20 protein-coding genes are annotated in these 13,152 nt (G+C 40.8%); 9 read left to right on the top strand and 11 right to left on the bottom strand.

Going from position 1 to position 13,152, the window contains the following annotated elements:
* Positions 1 to 57: 57 nt before the first annotated feature.
* The 8 genes from HG267_RS34140 to HG267_RS34105 all read right to left on the bottom strand — a co-directional run bounded on the left by HG267_RS34140 (position 58) and on the right by HG267_RS34105 (position 3,966).
* The gene (locus HG267_RS34140) at positions 58 to 1,443 is read right to left on the bottom strand and encodes a transposase (RefSeq protein WP_045874133.1); all 1,386 of its coding nucleotides are present in this window, start codon (positions 1,441 to 1,443) and stop codon (positions 58 to 60) included.
* Between the two features lie 300 nt (positions 1,444 to 1,743).
* Positions 1,744 to 2,151 (bottom strand): hypothetical protein, encoded by a 408-nt coding sequence (locus HG267_RS34135; RefSeq protein WP_045874132.1) that lies wholly within the window; start codon positions 2,149 to 2,151, stop codon positions 1,744 to 1,746.
* Positions 2,148 to 2,375, bottom strand: coding sequence for a hypothetical protein (locus HG267_RS34130; protein ID WP_045874131.1), 228 nt, complete (start codon positions 2,373 to 2,375; stop codon positions 2,148 to 2,150). Before HG267_RS34130 ends, HG267_RS34135 begins: the two co-directional genes overlap by 4 nt.
* Positions 2,372 to 2,560, bottom strand: a complete 189-nt coding sequence (locus HG267_RS34125) for a hypothetical protein (protein ID WP_045874130.1) — start codon at positions 2,558 to 2,560, stop codon at positions 2,372 to 2,374. The genes HG267_RS34130 and HG267_RS34125 overlap by 4 nt, the downstream gene beginning before the upstream one ends.
* A gap of 7 nt (positions 2,561 to 2,567) precedes the next feature.
* Positions 2,568 to 2,873 (bottom strand): hypothetical protein, encoded by a 306-nt coding sequence (locus tag HG267_RS34120; RefSeq protein ID WP_045874129.1) that lies wholly within the window; start codon positions 2,871 to 2,873, stop codon positions 2,568 to 2,570.
* A 3-nt stretch (positions 2,874 to 2,876) separates the two neighbouring features.
* On the bottom strand, positions 2,877 to 3,065 hold the full coding sequence (locus tag HG267_RS34115; RefSeq protein ID WP_045874128.1) for a hypothetical protein: 189 nt from the start codon (positions 3,063 to 3,065) through the stop codon (positions 2,877 to 2,879).
* A 134-nt stretch (positions 3,066 to 3,199) separates the two neighbouring features.
* Complete coding sequence (locus HG267_RS34110; protein WP_045874127.1) at positions 3,200 to 3,568, bottom strand: hypothetical protein; 369 nt, start codon at positions 3,566 to 3,568, stop codon at positions 3,200 to 3,202.
* A complete protein-coding gene (locus tag HG267_RS34105) occupies positions 3,565 to 3,966 on the bottom strand; it encodes a hypothetical protein (RefSeq protein WP_045874126.1) in 402 nt (133 codons plus the stop codon). The genes HG267_RS34110 and HG267_RS34105 overlap by 4 nt, the downstream gene beginning before the upstream one ends.
* A gap of 595 nt (positions 3,967 to 4,561) precedes the next feature.
* On the opposite strand from HG267_RS34105, the gene HG267_RS34100 reads away from it, so the two are divergent.
* Both HG267_RS34100 and HG267_RS34095 read left to right on the top strand, forming a co-directional pair.
* Positions 4,562 to 4,813, top strand: coding sequence for a helix-turn-helix domain-containing protein (locus HG267_RS34100; RefSeq protein ID WP_045874164.1), 252 nt, complete (start codon positions 4,562 to 4,564; stop codon positions 4,811 to 4,813).
* 56 nt (positions 4,814 to 4,869) lie between these two features.
* Positions 4,870 to 5,433, top strand: a complete 564-nt coding sequence (locus tag HG267_RS34095) for a hypothetical protein (protein ID WP_052335416.1) — start codon at positions 4,870 to 4,872, stop codon at positions 5,431 to 5,433.
* On the opposite strand, the gene HG267_RS34090 is transcribed toward HG267_RS34095, so the two are convergent.
* The 3 genes from HG267_RS34090 to HG267_RS34080 all read right to left on the bottom strand — a co-directional run bounded on the left by HG267_RS34090 (position 5,372) and on the right by HG267_RS34080 (position 6,808).
* On the bottom strand, positions 5,372 to 5,674 hold the full coding sequence (locus HG267_RS34090) for a hypothetical protein (protein WP_155539622.1): 303 nt from the start codon (positions 5,672 to 5,674) through the stop codon (positions 5,372 to 5,374). The two genes, HG267_RS34095 and HG267_RS34090, sit on opposite strands and share 62 nt — an antisense overlap.
* Positions 5,675 to 6,038: 364 nt before the next feature.
* Positions 6,039 to 6,227 carry a hypothetical protein gene (locus HG267_RS34085; protein ID WP_045874125.1) on the bottom strand — a complete coding sequence of 63 codons (189 nt, stop codon included), beginning with the start codon at positions 6,225 to 6,227 and terminating at the stop codon, positions 6,039 to 6,041.
* Positions 6,224 to 6,808 carry a tyrosine-type recombinase/integrase gene (locus tag HG267_RS34080; RefSeq protein ID WP_045874124.1) on the bottom strand — a complete coding sequence of 195 codons (585 nt, stop codon included), beginning with the start codon at positions 6,806 to 6,808 and terminating at the stop codon, positions 6,224 to 6,226. Before HG267_RS34080 ends, HG267_RS34085 begins: the two co-directional genes overlap by 4 nt.
* 213 nt (positions 6,809 to 7,021) lie before the next feature.
* Here HG267_RS34080 and HG267_RS34075 point away from each other — a divergent pair, with 213 nt between their 5' ends.
* From HG267_RS34075 to HG267_RS34045, 7 genes are all read left to right on the top strand, one after another.
* Positions 7,022 to 7,354 (top strand): hypothetical protein, encoded by a 333-nt coding sequence (locus HG267_RS34075; protein WP_045874123.1) that lies wholly within the window; start codon positions 7,022 to 7,024, stop codon positions 7,352 to 7,354.
* A 1-nt stretch (position 7,355) separates the two neighbouring features.
* The gene (locus HG267_RS34070; protein ID WP_045874122.1) at positions 7,356 to 8,132 is read left to right on the top strand and encodes a hypothetical protein; all 777 of its coding nucleotides are present in this window, start codon (positions 7,356 to 7,358) and stop codon (positions 8,130 to 8,132) included.
* The gene (locus HG267_RS34065; protein ID WP_045874121.1) at positions 8,129 to 8,641 is read left to right on the top strand and encodes a hypothetical protein; all 513 of its coding nucleotides are present in this window, start codon (positions 8,129 to 8,131) and stop codon (positions 8,639 to 8,641) included. Before HG267_RS34070 ends, HG267_RS34065 begins: the two co-directional genes overlap by 4 nt.
* A 2-nt stretch (positions 8,642 to 8,643) precedes the next feature.
* Positions 8,644 to 9,282, top strand: coding sequence for a hypothetical protein (locus tag HG267_RS34060; RefSeq protein ID WP_045874120.1), 639 nt, complete (start codon positions 8,644 to 8,646; stop codon positions 9,280 to 9,282).
* Positions 9,275 to 11,818: a collagen-like protein gene (locus tag HG267_RS34055; protein ID WP_045874119.1), complete on the top strand. Its 2,544-nt coding sequence runs from the start codon at positions 9,275 to 9,277 to the stop codon at positions 11,816 to 11,818. The genes HG267_RS34060 and HG267_RS34055 overlap by 8 nt, the downstream gene beginning before the upstream one ends.
* Before the next feature lie 6 nt (positions 11,819 to 11,824).
* Positions 11,825 to 12,646, top strand: coding sequence for a hypothetical protein (locus tag HG267_RS34050; RefSeq protein WP_045874118.1), 822 nt, complete (start codon positions 11,825 to 11,827; stop codon positions 12,644 to 12,646).
* A gap of 113 nt (positions 12,647 to 12,759) precedes the next feature.
* Positions 12,760 to 13,116 (top strand): hypothetical protein, encoded by a 357-nt coding sequence (locus HG267_RS34045; protein ID WP_045874117.1) that lies wholly within the window; start codon positions 12,760 to 12,762, stop codon positions 13,114 to 13,116.
* The last annotated feature ends 36 nt before the right edge of the window (positions 13,117 to 13,152 follow it).

Genomic DNA, 13,152 nt, shown 5'->3' with positions numbered 1-13,152 from the left:
TTTCACTTTAGCCTAAGAACTAATGATTTTTAAACTCCCTGTCAAGGGAGTTAATTGTTAGTCAATAGCGCGCTTAATTTCTTTAAACATAAGCCTGAGTCCGTAAGCAGCAGTTTGACTGATGATTAAATTGCCAAAACCGCGTTTAATTTCCCGTTCCTTTACAGATGAGGTTTTACCAGCAAGCGATTGGTCAAGTGACAACTGCATATTTTGCAGTGTCAAATTGAGAATTGCTTCAATCTGTGGTTGTTGGTCTTTGGGAAGCATGGGTAGTAAGGATTCCTTAAGCGATCGCCTAAGTTCATCCATTGCTTTTTTCTGGGTTCTGCTAAGTGCTTTTTGTTTCCACAGTTCCGGGTTGTCTTGAAACTGGGATTTACGCTGATCGTAAAAATCACCTAACTTCTGTCCCATCTCGTTTTTCGGTCTGGCGTGGTGTGGAGCAATGCGGTTAAATACCCACAGGTATAGCTGCGCTCTACAAAATCTTGACCCACCAGTTTTGTAAGCTTCCTTATCACCGGATGATTCCTCATCTTTGGCCATGCCCAGCCGCCGCTTGAATCTCCCAAGTGATTCAAACTTTGTGATTGGGTAAATTTGGGAAATAAACAGAGCTTGTTGTCTGTCGCCAATTCCAAACTGAGTCATTACTTTGCGGTAAGGCATAAATTCAGGAGCATTAAGCAGTTCCAGAATTTCAGCTACCATCTTGTTTTCCCAGTCACGTAAATCACACAGCAAGTTTGCCAGGGTACGGGTAAAATCGGAAATTCCGACTCCGTACTTTGGAGCGATGGATTTAGAATAAAGCCGATCGTAATAACTGGATTTACGCTGAGTATTCCTTTCTCGCCCGGCTAGCCATGCCCACAAGGGAACCATACCATCTTCACCAGGTTTACTAGCAGATAAAGCGGCTTCAGGAAATTCCTTAGCTAACTGTTGGCGAATGCGGTTAATTGGTGGTGATTGTATGCGGTTAATAGACTGCAATTGCAACCACAATTCTCTTAACCTTGCCACATTTCCAGCATTGAAATGTAAGAAGAACTCATCATTATGCCAGTGTATGAAAGCATACAAAGCTAATGCAGCTGCATCTGCTTGGTCGTTCTTATCAGGTAGTTTATTTTGCTTCCTGAAATGTTTAACTTCAGCATGACCAACCCAACGAACTTCTATATTTTCCATGCTGCAAATATGCGCCCAAATCCAACTGTAATGTATTCCAGTAGGTTCAAGGATAATTGCATCTGGTTTGAGTTCTAACAGTGCGTTAACGCCCGTGATATGAGCCTTAAAAGTTAAAGGGTCATTATCCTTTGGGCGGCGATGCTTTCTGAAGTATTCCCGAAAGTTTTTTGGAAGATTTTCTTCAGTATTAATCAACCAACTGACGACGCTATTTTTACATACGTCTAAGCCTAATATTCTCATTTCAAGGTTCAGTAATTGGTGATTTTTTTGCAGCAAGAACTGTGCTAAAATGAGTCACGAATCACCCAAATTAGTGTAAACAATTCACTTTTAAACTCAAGCACAGTGGAAATAATTAACAGCAGTGGATTCATGAAAATGCGAAACCTTTAAGGTCATTTCTATTGAAAAATCCGTGCTGCTGTTGTTATTTCCCTCTGGTAAACCAGAGGCGAGTTGAATTGCGCGACTCAACCCGCGACGGTAGCTTTTTTGCTACCGTTTCGGCTACTGAGTCAAGGTAGCCATCATCAGGCGGATTTAATAACCATCTTCGTCATCTTCGTCATAATCATCATCTTCGTCATCTTCAGTGGTCACAACTTCAGATTCAACTGTGACAGCACTGAGAAGATTACGAAACTGAGGCATTGAAGGTGCATCAGGGTTTAATCCTTGAGTTTTTAAGAATTCAGCCGTGGCATCCCATTCTTTGCGTAGTTTATTTAATCTGTCTTCCAAATTTTGCACTTCACGAGCGATTTTAGTTCTCTCGTCGTATAATTCAACAGCTTTTCTACCGACAATCTTTTTAGCACGTTCTCTCAAGTTAATGACAGTTTCTTCAAGGGAGTCATTGTCATATAATTCGACAGAAAAACCGATTCTCTCATTACTGTAATTACCAGTTGAGATAAGAAAGTGTGCATGAATTGTTTTGATTTTCATTTTTCTTCCTCCTCAAGGTCAAACTGAATTTCATTCAATTCATAGATTGCATGAGAAATTAATTCATCGCAATCTGCATTAATAGCAGTATTTTCCTCTTCTTGTTTACTCATGAGCGTTAAAGCTTGTTCAATTTTGGCTTTAGCTCTCATGCATCTATGCCAGATAATGTAGTAATCCCATGCTGCATCTGGGGTGTAATTCGGAATATCAGAATTTGTCATGTTTCATCCTCTTGAGTTGTATCGCAGTTGCGACAACTCCATGTGCTGATATAGTCAAGCCAGCAAAGTTGTTGACCACAATCTGGACAGAGATAATCGCTCATATCTCCCCATAAGACCATTTCTAAATGACCGGGTAGTGGTTGGATAAATTGTGGTGCTGGTAGATAAGAAAAGTCACGCATAATTTAATTACCAAGCATCTTCTGAACCAGCAGATGTTTCTGGATTTGGGGATGTAGTTTTAGTTATCCCTTGGTCTATCTGCTGTTTTATTTCCTGTTTAAGTTCATGCAATTGTTGCTTAAGGCTACTGATTTCTGCTTCATATTGTTTAGCAGCATTCTCTCTGATTTTTCGCTCTACTGTTTCCATAAGAGCGGAAGTTTCAGAGTCTATATCATCATCTGGATGCAGTTCTGCAAACATTTCTAAGCGTTTACTTTCGTAATTGCCCAGGTTAAGCACGCGCTGATAACTGATAGTTTTGATTTCCATAGGTTAAACTTCAACTTGAGCGTGGGCGAAAACTAGTTTAAGTTGCAATTGGGGTACATACTTACCCATGAAGTTTAAGTAATGTTCTGCGTCTCCACGAGTTCCAAATCCTTCATGAAAAACCCATTTACCAGATGGGTTTTCTTGTCTCATTACTTGCCAGGGTAGATATTGCTTTTCAAGTTTGTTCATAGTCATTGGTCAAAAAGTTTATTGGTCAAAGAAAAGCCAGCAACCAGTGCTGCTGGCTGGACATCATGGTTAGTAAATCTGTGACGGACGTAAAATCACGTTTTTTCTTATACGTAACCTCCTTAACGAAACGATTAAGCTTTGGGTGGGCGGGGTGTAGCGATATGTCGCCCATTTTGATTTCTGACGATCACCAAATCTGCACGGGGTGCTAGTGGTAAATTTCGCGGCGGGCGCTGCGGGGTAATTTTTTTTCTGGTGATTTTCCCCATCAGTTCTTGTGGCATTTCTGATGGCAGTAGATTTTCATCATGTTGAAGATATTCATGCATATCTCGCTCAACAGCACGCGCCAATCTAGGACGCGATCGCAAAAGCATGGCGTTTGTTCTGTCCAGCATTTCGGTGAGAATTTTCACCTGAGTTTTGAGTTGCTCAATTTCTGCTTCTAGTTGGCGAATGCGTTTTTTTCTGGTTACATACTTTGTTTTGGGTTGATTCATGCGCGTTGTTCCTGGCGCTGATCGTCTAAATAAGCCGGCTCAAGCCCATATTTTGCAGCTAGGTATAAAACGCTTTCAGGAAAACTCATACCACTGAGCATGGCTAGCAACAAGCAATTGCCTTTGATAACGCCTTTGTTCCAAGTGACTGAAAGTCGTTTGTCTACAAAATGAAGCTCATCTCGGAAATAGCCATATAACCAGTCTGAAGATTCAAATAGCCTGTCAGTGCATCCCGAAGGATATTCATAACAGCCATCGTGAATATAAGCAGCAAAGCTGTTATTCCCGTAAACTTCAATGAATCCGGGTAATCTGTCTGATAAATCTGCTAAGACTTCAGAAACTATGGCGACTTCTTTGATTTTTTCAATAAAAAATGGATGTAATCTTTTCATTTTTCAAGTTACATATTTTTCCTCTTTCATAAATAAAGTGCCAGCGCTGGCGGGGTTTTGCGCGCTTTTGTCTTGAAAACTGCTATCCATCACTAACTACACAGTAATTAGCAATTTCATGCGTGCATCTGTGCGTGAGCCATTACCTACACGCCAGCCTCTACGGGATTTTCACCCAGGTCTTATACCCACAGTCCACCGTGTCACCACGTCGGCAATTAGCCCTTGGCTGTTGTGGAATGCCTTACTAAGGTCTTTTACAGATTGCAGCTGCAATACAAATGCACGTCATCAGCTTTGACTAAGCTGCGACTAATACAAGACAACACCAATTCATCTCTCCCAAGTTCAGCCACTACTACACAGGACACTGTTAGCCTGAATCACCCTTCATCGGTTTTCAACGGCTATTGCATTAAGAGTGCTACTTTCCTGGTTTTGCTTTGACTATCTAGGTGAGAGACTTTTGGAACCAGCCAAAATACCTGTTTCTTTGCCGAGACTGATATCGGCTGGTGTTTTTTTGTCGTTCAACATGAATGATACGTCCTGCCATGCCTACTGTCAAGACGTTTCATTCATGAACTTTACGTCTATGATAGAAGATAACCAACAAGAACAGGAAAAGTCTCCCTTGAGGCTACTAAGAGAAGAAGCAGGACTAACACGTCCTCAAGTTAAGCAAATAATAGGTGTTTCAGAAAGGCGACAAGCTGACTGGGAATCTGGGAAAGCTATGCCAAGTGCTGAAAACATCGCATCATTATGCCGATTGTACAAAGTGTCTTTAAAGACTATGTTCAAATCGCTAGGGATTGATGTGTCTAGCATTCCTAATGATGAATAACTGATGAGAAACACGCCACAGTGCCAACTGTGGCGGCAGATTAACCTAAGCTCATTATGACGAAATCAGGTGATCCAGGTACAGCCTACCAACTGACATTATTTGCCCTGGAAGCTGTGGCGACGGCTGCCCCCACAACTCATGATCGTGATAAAGTTGACCATCAACTAACCTGTCATAAGGTAGATAATTCCGCTTCCGCTCCTGGCTTACCACTTGCCCAGGAGCATTTTACTGTTCCAGAACAACAAACTGGGGATGCTGCTGTTCTGGAACAGGATACACAGGAAGCTTTACCAATAGTTGAATACTTGGAGAAAATCGCGGGCGTTGTTCTGGAACGTGATACCAAAAATGCTGTTCCAGAACATACTCAATGGGTGGAAGAGTACAGACCATCAACTCGTAAAGGTCATTTGTACTACCGCTACTGCTATAAGCAAAGCCGGAAGATTAAGCATATTCATATACCCGGCGGGAATACGCGATCGCACTTGGCCCAAAATCGAAAGTCGCAAGTTGAAATTGCGATCGCATCTGGTAACTCGCCGGGGGAAATTAGGAAGCTGATTTCTTCTTGGAAATGCGATCGCACTCCAAGAAGCGCCGGAACTCATTGAAAATTTCCCAGCGTACACCAGCAGTCATTTCACTTTCATGATTAATGGGGCGGGAGTATTGCCGACGCTTAATTTTTAAAAACTCGGTGATTAATTGCTCTACTGGGTCAACGCCTAAATCTACAGTCCTGGCGTAATCCATAATCGGCTGTTCCAGAACAATCGGAACCCGAATTGTCTTAGTTTCACCACTGCGCCAACTGCTACCAGTTGGCCAACTGCTGCTAGTTCTTCCGCCCATAACTTAAACTGCCGTGTGACACGGCAATTTTACCTCATCTCCCTTATCCCCAGTCCCCAGTCCCCATTACCCATTACCCAATGCCCAATTGCCAGCTGGCAAGTTACTCTACTCATCTAGTGTCAAGCATTCTCAATAAGTAAACAGTTGGCGATCGCCAAACCTAGAGGCCCGCGACCAGGGGTGAAAGTATTGATTTTTCGTGGTAATTTCTTTGTAGAGTGCTTAAAAGCAAAAATATTATTGCGATTCAGTATCATTTAGTTGCTAAAACATGAAAAATGCGATCGCAAAAAAAACTTGAGTAGGGTACAACTCAAAATGCGATCGCACAACAACAATGAGCAGCTAGTTCCCTAGCCAGTCATGGGTCAATCCTAAGCGATGGGGGGAGTAGTTCAGCCATCTCCAGCAATTTGTCGCATTCTTCCCAAGCTTTATCAGCAATGCCTTGTAGCGATTTAGCCAAAACTTCCGGGTTATCCATTTCACCGCTCAGGATTTGGCCAATTAGATAGCCAAGGGAGAGTACAAAGTCAGTTTTGTTAATCATAGAGTTGCGATCGCTCCTTTGATTTCATCAATGTCTACTTCCAAATAAGGGTCAAGCCCTTTGTTGTCTCTATGTCCGGTGATGCGGCGAATAATTGCTTTATCCGTACCATTTTTACGAAGTTTATTTACCAAGCTACGCCGGGTAGTGTGAGTTGAGATTCCTTTTGTCCCCAGCCCAGCCGCCTCAGTTGCCCGCCGGAGGATGTCATAGGCATTGCGCCAGGTAATCGGCTTTGTGCCACACCGCGACGGAAACAGCCAAACCGTATTAGAGGAGTAATCAAATTTTGACAGCGATTCTCTCAGGTTCTCATGTACTGGGATTTCCACCGTATCCGCAGTTCCATCGGGCCTGTGCTTACGAATAATCGCCGGAAAAACCAAAACTTCTTTGGGGCGGCCATTGCGATCGTAAACATCACTCACCCTCAACTGGAGGAGAGCGCCCCACCGCTCGCCAGTGTACCAAGCCAAATCAAGCAGAAGTTTATACCTGTCAGTTTTAATTTGTTTTCGGATTTTTACAAAATCAGCATCATTAATTACTGCCGCTTTACCGGATCTGTTATTTTTAGGCATACAACAATTAGATTTTGAATATTCCGCTTTTACCCAAAAAAAAGGTGAAAGCGGAATTTTGTGTATAAGTACTATTAGTAAATATTTGCTCAATCCTAAGCGCTGCAATAGTTCCGCGTCCTCAGTGAATATTCCACTTCTACATAAAAGTGGAAGATTTACTATTTTTTATGCTGCTATTACAACGGATTTATTCACTTCAAAAAATCCGACATGGCAGAACCAACTTTACAGCAAGTTTTCGGTGCAGGTGCTACACAAGACGCAACGAGTATCACAATACTAAAAGCAGATTTAGTTAGTACTGGTTTTACCTCTGCTACTTCTAATCGTGCCGAGCAAATTTTTGTAGCCATATTGCTTAAAGCTGACGATTATCTTAATGAAACAAATCAGGGAACAGATAACGATATTCAAGTAACTATTGCTGATAGTGGATATCCTTCAATTGTTACTAGGAACAACGCACAGTACAGGCAAACAACCTACAACGTTAATCTTCAAAAAGCCGACTCAGGGTCAACCGTAGATCCAAACGATTACTAAAATGGCAATTGCGACTAGAACCGATAGCAGTTTGAGTGCAACGGTTACTCAAACAACATTAGTAAATGCTCTTAAAACTGCTTTTACTAATGCTGGATACAGTTCCCCAATATCTGATTACACATCAGGAACAGATAGAATACTTGTCTATCAATGGGATGTTGATAATACAAAGGTACAGGGTATTAATTACTTGCGAGTAAGAATATCAAATACCCTTATTATTTATCAGCAACTATATACGACTTGGAACACTGGCACTAATACAGGTACAAATAGTAGTAGTGAAGTAACCTACACTACGCTAGCAGCAACAAATACTATCGGTTTTGTCTCACTTAATGGCAGTACAGAATATAAACTTGTGCTGATTACACAGGGTACAACTTTTATTCCATTGGGGTTATTAGTACCTGCAAATAAACCTGATTGGTGGGATTTAAACAATTGGAGTTATGGTTTTATCTTTCTCACTAGTACTATGCAAACATTACGAACTAGTAATGCAAACCCATACTCTAATACTGATTTTGATTACCTTACTAATACTACTAGAATTGCTAACGTCAACGGCCAAACAAATCGACGTGATATTTTTTCTGGCTTAGTTCTACTATCGCAATCAAATCAAGGTAGCGCTGGTAGAACTTCTGATGATGTTGGTCAATACTGCGGTAATGGTAGCGCTAGGTATGATACGGCACCCGTTTTCGGAACATCACAGCAATACCTTGTTGTTGTGAATGCCGCTAGTGGAATAATTATCAGGACGGCATGAATCGCACTGTTTCTCCTAACGTGAAATTCTCACAACTTAGCACAGTAACAACGAAGGTATTACCACCTAATTTATCTACAGTGCTAACTATTTCCTCGTCTCAGAAACTTTCCTATTCACCAGTTTTGAAATATGCCAACAATAGCGGAATATCTAGCAATATTATTGGGGTCTTGCCTCGTAATTACCCTACTACTTATTTTGTATTTTTTGGTGATGATTTTGTCCAAACCGCTACTCAAATAAAGATACAAAAAAGTGCTTTATTGGGCTTAACACTGACTAACAATAATCGTGCTGAATCATTATTTGTTGGTTTGCTTGCAAGACTTATTAACTATACCGCTAGCGATACAGTCGGTAATGTCACTGCTAACCTATGGGGGGTTAATTTCACCGAGAATAAGCGAATTACCACAATAGAAATAGATTTATACAATCAGCTATCACTCACTAATGGATATGAAACACCAGACCTTACAACCACTGTTACACCAGGAAGTTACTAATTATGAGTTATTGCAAAGCAGGTGATAAACCGACAGTAAGGTATAAATTTGGAACTGGTAATGAAAAAACTTTTAAAAGCCCGTATGCACCTATAGAAGTAATTACTAAAAATACTCCTGTTGATGCTACTAGTAATTACAATCAGCAAGGTTTTAGGATAGGACTAAGTAGCATTAATGCAGGGAATATTGGGCTAATTATTACAGATTATAAATTTGTAACAGCCCAAGGCATACTTTGCTTTATTTGGAAAGCTTGCGGTGAGTATTCTTGGGGTACTGGTTCCAGTTGTCCAGCAGGTTCTATTGAATTAGCCGCAGGTTGTCCAGCGCATTTAGTGACTGCTTATAGTGCTAGTTTTTACGAATTTAATACCAATGTAAAATGCCCATCACCGAACGTTGATAAAAGTTCGATTGAGGTTAGATATAACGGCTTGACAATCTTTCAAGACCAAGGCAATGGAACAGTAACTTTTGATGTGCAATGCTCTAATTGTCCCGATGGTCAGTGTGAATGCAAAACCTCAGAATACCCTGGATACTGTTGCAGTGATTGCAATTCATTGACGGGTGAGATAGCAACAATAAAAAGCGCTGTCAAAGTTTTAAACAGTAAGGGTAGTGTGTCTCATGTCTAGCGAATGTACACAGTTGAAAGCAGAAATTGCCGCATTGAGACAAGAAGTAGCAAAGTTAAGAACGATTGACGAGAACGCTATTATTACTGCTGCTGTAAAAAAATCTGAAGCTTCCATTGTTCCTCAAATAGCGCCAGCAGTAGCAGCAGGTTTAACGATTGCTTATAACAAATTGGAACCGCAAATTAATAGCGCAGCGAGTAAAGCTAAAGACGCACTAGAAAGAACATTCAAGAATGAATCAGCTATCACTAATAATGAAAAAAATACTCTAGAAGCTAAGAAATTAGCAGAGAAAGGAATATCGGAAGCGGTAGAAGCAAAACGCATCGGCAATGAAGCCAAAGGAGAATCAACAAGTGCAAGTAGGGAAGCAAAGACAGCTAGTGATGCTGCTAAAAAAGCTGATGCGACTGCTACAGGAGCTAAACAACGTCTAGATGTTGCGGAGCCTAAAATATTTTCAGCAGATGAACGCTCTAAAATTGCTGAGACACAAGCAAAGCTAGCTAGAAAACAGGCACAAGAAACAGCAGGAGACTTAAAGCTAGTAGAGGGTGTTGCTAATCAGGCGGATTTAAAAGCAGGTAAAGCTATTAATAAATCAACTGATGCTATTAGTGATGCTGCAAAAGCTATTAAAGCCTCTGGTGATGCAGCTAGCGAAGCAAGAGATGCAAAGGGATTAATTGATGGAGTCAAGAAAACTTTAGGTGGACTAGGGGAAAAAATAGAGAAAGCTGAAAAATTAGCAGGTACAGCGATTGTTAATGCTGCTAAAGCTGTAGGTATTAGTGAGAACGCATTAAAAGCAGTTGCCAAATGGGGAGGAAGAATTTTAGAAATTCTTGGTGTAGTAGCAAATATTCTTACCCTTATTGAGCAGATAGCAGTACTTGAAACATTAGGCGCAAGAATTGACGCAGTAGAAAGGGGTTTGGATGCATTAGGAAATAGTGTAAGCGGTGTATTGGGTACACTTTTTACCTTAAAAAGAAGAATTGAAGCAGTAGCCGGGACGGTTCCACCAGTTCGAGAGTTAGCTGACCAAGCAAGAATTGAAGCACTTAACGCGAGTAACCAAATACCTAAGATTAGGGAAGCTGCAAACAGTGCTTTAGGGATTGCTACTAATGCATTTCAGAAAGCGGTATCAGCACAAGGTACAGCTAATACTGCGGTTACTGTTGCTAGTGGTGCGAGTAGTGCAGCTAAAAAAGCTCAGGCTGATGCACTAAGGGCACAGGCAAAAGCTGAATTGGCTGATCAAAATGCCGGACTAGCCAGAAAAATTGGACAACAAGCCCTAAATATTGGTGGTAAAGCATTAGATTTGGGCGGTAAAGCCTTAACAACAGCACTCACAGCTATTGCGATCGCCCAACTAGTCAAAGGATTGCGGGGACTTCCTGGCCCGCGTGGACTTCAAGGACTACCCGGACTAAGAGGCCCTAGAGGTTTTACAGGATTGCAAGGGGCACAAGGCATTCCTGGTAGAGATGGCGTGACAGCCGTTGTACAAGTGCAAGTACCAGGACAGCCAGGGCCGCAAGGGCCACCAGGCCCACGGGGGGACATTGGCATTGGCAGAGATGGTAGACCAGGAATTAATGGAAGGGATGGGAAAGACATGAACCCAGTAGACTTGGCAGAAATTAAAGCTCAACTTCGAGTCATAAACGCACAAACTACGGCTAATTTAGCCCTAACAAATTCAGCCAATAGTAAATTAGGCAGTCCTGGGGCGGGTGGAATTTCAGGAATGCTTACAAGATTTCAAAATGCTTTTGACAAATTCGACCAGTGGAGTAAAAAAACTCAGCTTTACTCATTAATCACAATGTTTATTACTTTGCACAATGCCATGATGCTTAGTAATAATTTGGGTCAAACTTTAATTTCAATTGTTAATACTGGACTGCAAACAATCGGACTTAAAGACAGTAAAGACCAACCCTATGATGTGGGTAGCATAATTTCTAGCACCTTTGAAAACATGATTAAAGGTGTAATTGGTGAGGAAAATTATCAAACACTTTCACAAGATTGGGCATTAGCTAACAGAATTTACCAAGCCACCGCAAATTTAATCAATCAAGTTTGGAATTTAGCCAACACGGTTACATCTGCACTTGAGATGATTGCTAGCTGGAATAATAAAGTTGGCAATGCACTAAGAAAATGGGGTGTTGTTGGTGGCAATGCATACTCTTGGATGCCAGAAAATCCTTCATTCCAGGATTCAAAATTAATTCGGGGATTAAATTTAGCTAACGAAGCTGCAAATACAGTCCAAGCTGTTGTTCAAGTTCCGCTTGATGTTATAACCCAAGTTCAAGATATCCAGCAAGCAAGAATCGAATTACAAAATTCAGCAACTCAAACGTCAGTAACTAACAATGGACAAACCATACCACCTTTAAGTGGTGTCCCAGTAGGAGAAGCCTCCAAAGTTAAAGAGACTGCTGATGCCAATAAATTAGTAAGTGCTGGATTAATTACAGACATTACAGACCAATTCAATGCTAATGAATAATTAAATATGGCGTTACCTGAAGGTTTTTCTCCATTTGAACATTTACAAGATATGATTCGCCTCAATCACAACAAAATAGTTAGAAGCTATTTTAGTGATGTAGGTGATGATGATTGGGTTCCAGAGATAACATCAACTAGAGGAGCATTGCGTACAGCTTGCACAATGCTTGATTCAGATACAGCCGATATGACGTTAATGAGGTTATATTTCCTCTACGATGTTTTGGGCTATGCTCGGTCAAATTTAGCAGTGTTTTATGGTAGTCATGATAGTGTTGAGGCTCCAGTAACAGGACATCCTAAAGTATGTTTTTATTTCTCTCAAGATGCTGAATCTGTTGCTCAAGGTAAACAGAAACTTGACGCTGAATATAGCTTTCGATTGGTTGATGAAACTCAAAGTACTATTACTGAAACAAAAGCTAGAACATTAGCTACAGAAATTAAAAACTTATTTATAAGTGCTAGACAAGGAATAGTACTAACTAAAAGTAAAACCCAGTATTTATATTTCCATAAAGAGCGTGGTTATCGCTTACGAATTTATGGCAATACAGAAGCTGATGCTGTAGATATTATTCAAAAATTACTACAATTAACTAACACTACTTATGACCAAGATAGATTGACAGTAGCAGTTCCTAAACGCTCAAATACTGCTACCCCAGAGACACAAGTTGTCTATGGTAAATCTACCAAAAAGAAACAATTCCGACCGACAGCAAATGTTCGTTTTAGATATGCTTATATGGAAATACCAGGTAAGCCCATTCCAGTTTTTTTAGTAGATACTACATTCCGTTATGGTGGCTTAGTTGCAATCTGAGCAAAATTTATATCATCACTCTTGGATCTAAGGAATCTTTAAAAGTTTCCTAAAACCCAGAACGTCTGTATCCGTTGATATAACTGGTTTACAGACTTTTTTGATTATTTATTATGGCTTCAAGAGTTCGTGGTGTTGAAAATGCGCCTCATGTAGTTGGTTCCGGGACTAATGCAGTATTGCTTGTACTACCCGATGTCTATGAAGGAATTGGCACTTCCTTAGGGGTCACTAAAATTACTGGAGATGCTCCGGCGGGAGTCCCCTCAACTACAGTTGGTCGAGCAATTGCTGAAGGTTTATGTCGCAAGATAAAAGTTTCATATATTGATGGTACAAAGCGTAAGACTGCCACCTTAATTGTTAGTGCAGACAAAGCTCCTCAAGCGCGTGCCACTCTTACGGGTAAAACTTACAGAACAAAAGTTATTCGCACCGCATACTATCCCACCAGTATTACTCTGGGTTAATTCTTTTCATCTTTTTGCATATAGGAAACTAAATAA

Source organism: Tolypothrix sp. PCC 7601, assembly GCF_025677855.1.
In the GTDB taxonomy this organism is placed as follows: domain Bacteria; phylum Cyanobacteriota; class Cyanobacteriia; order Cyanobacteriales; family Nostocaceae; genus Aulosira; species Aulosira diplosiphon.
This window is presented reverse-complemented; position numbering and strand designations above follow the sequence as displayed.

Coding starts and splice junctions, on each gene's coding strand:
- HG267_RS34140 (WP_045874133.1), bottom strand. CDS start 1,443: ATGAGAATATTAGGCTTAGACGTATGTAAAAATAGCGTCGTCAGTTGG.
- HG267_RS34135 (WP_045874132.1), bottom strand. CDS start 2,151: ATGAAAATCAAAACAATTCATGCACACTTTCTTATCTCAACTGGTAAT.
- HG267_RS34130 (WP_045874131.1), bottom strand. CDS start 2,375: ATGACAAATTCTGATATTCCGAATTACACCCCAGATGCAGCATGGGAT.
- HG267_RS34125 (WP_045874130.1), bottom strand. CDS start 2,560: ATGCGTGACTTTTCTTATCTACCAGCACCACAATTTATCCAACCACTA.
- HG267_RS34120 (WP_045874129.1), bottom strand. CDS start 2,873: ATGGAAATCAAAACTATCAGTTATCAGCGCGTGCTTAACCTGGGCAAT.
- HG267_RS34115 (WP_045874128.1), bottom strand. CDS start 3,065: ATGAACAAACTTGAAAAGCAATATCTACCCTGGCAAGTAATGAGACAA.
- HG267_RS34110 (WP_045874127.1), bottom strand. CDS start 3,568: ATGAATCAACCCAAAACAAAGTATGTAACCAGAAAAAAACGCATTCGC.
- HG267_RS34105 (WP_045874126.1), bottom strand. CDS start 3,966: ATGAAAAGATTACATCCATTTTTTATTGAAAAAATCAAAGAAGTCGCC.
- HG267_RS34100 (WP_045874164.1), top strand. CDS start 4,562: ATGATAGAAGATAACCAACAAGAACAGGAAAAGTCTCCCTTGAGGCTA.
- HG267_RS34095 (WP_052335416.1), top strand. CDS start 4,870: ATGACGAAATCAGGTGATCCAGGTACAGCCTACCAACTGACATTATTT.
- HG267_RS34090 (WP_155539622.1), bottom strand. CDS start 5,674: ATGGGCGGAAGAACTAGCAGCAGTTGGCCAACTGGTAGCAGTTGGCGC.
- HG267_RS34085 (WP_045874125.1), bottom strand. CDS start 6,227: ATGATTAACAAAACTGACTTTGTACTCTCCCTTGGCTATCTAATTGGC.
- HG267_RS34080 (WP_045874124.1), bottom strand. CDS start 6,808: ATGCCTAAAAATAACAGATCCGGTAAAGCGGCAGTAATTAATGATGCT.
- HG267_RS34075 (WP_045874123.1), top strand. CDS start 7,022: ATGGCAGAACCAACTTTACAGCAAGTTTTCGGTGCAGGTGCTACACAA.
- HG267_RS34070 (WP_045874122.1), top strand. CDS start 7,356: ATGGCAATTGCGACTAGAACCGATAGCAGTTTGAGTGCAACGGTTACT.
- HG267_RS34065 (WP_045874121.1), top strand. CDS start 8,129: ATGAATCGCACTGTTTCTCCTAACGTGAAATTCTCACAACTTAGCACA.
- HG267_RS34060 (WP_045874120.1), top strand. CDS start 8,644: ATGAGTTATTGCAAAGCAGGTGATAAACCGACAGTAAGGTATAAATTT.
- HG267_RS34055 (WP_045874119.1), top strand. CDS start 9,275: ATGTCTAGCGAATGTACACAGTTGAAAGCAGAAATTGCCGCATTGAGA.
- HG267_RS34050 (WP_045874118.1), top strand. CDS start 11,825: ATGGCGTTACCTGAAGGTTTTTCTCCATTTGAACATTTACAAGATATG.
- HG267_RS34045 (WP_045874117.1), top strand. CDS start 12,760: ATGGCTTCAAGAGTTCGTGGTGTTGAAAATGCGCCTCATGTAGTTGGT.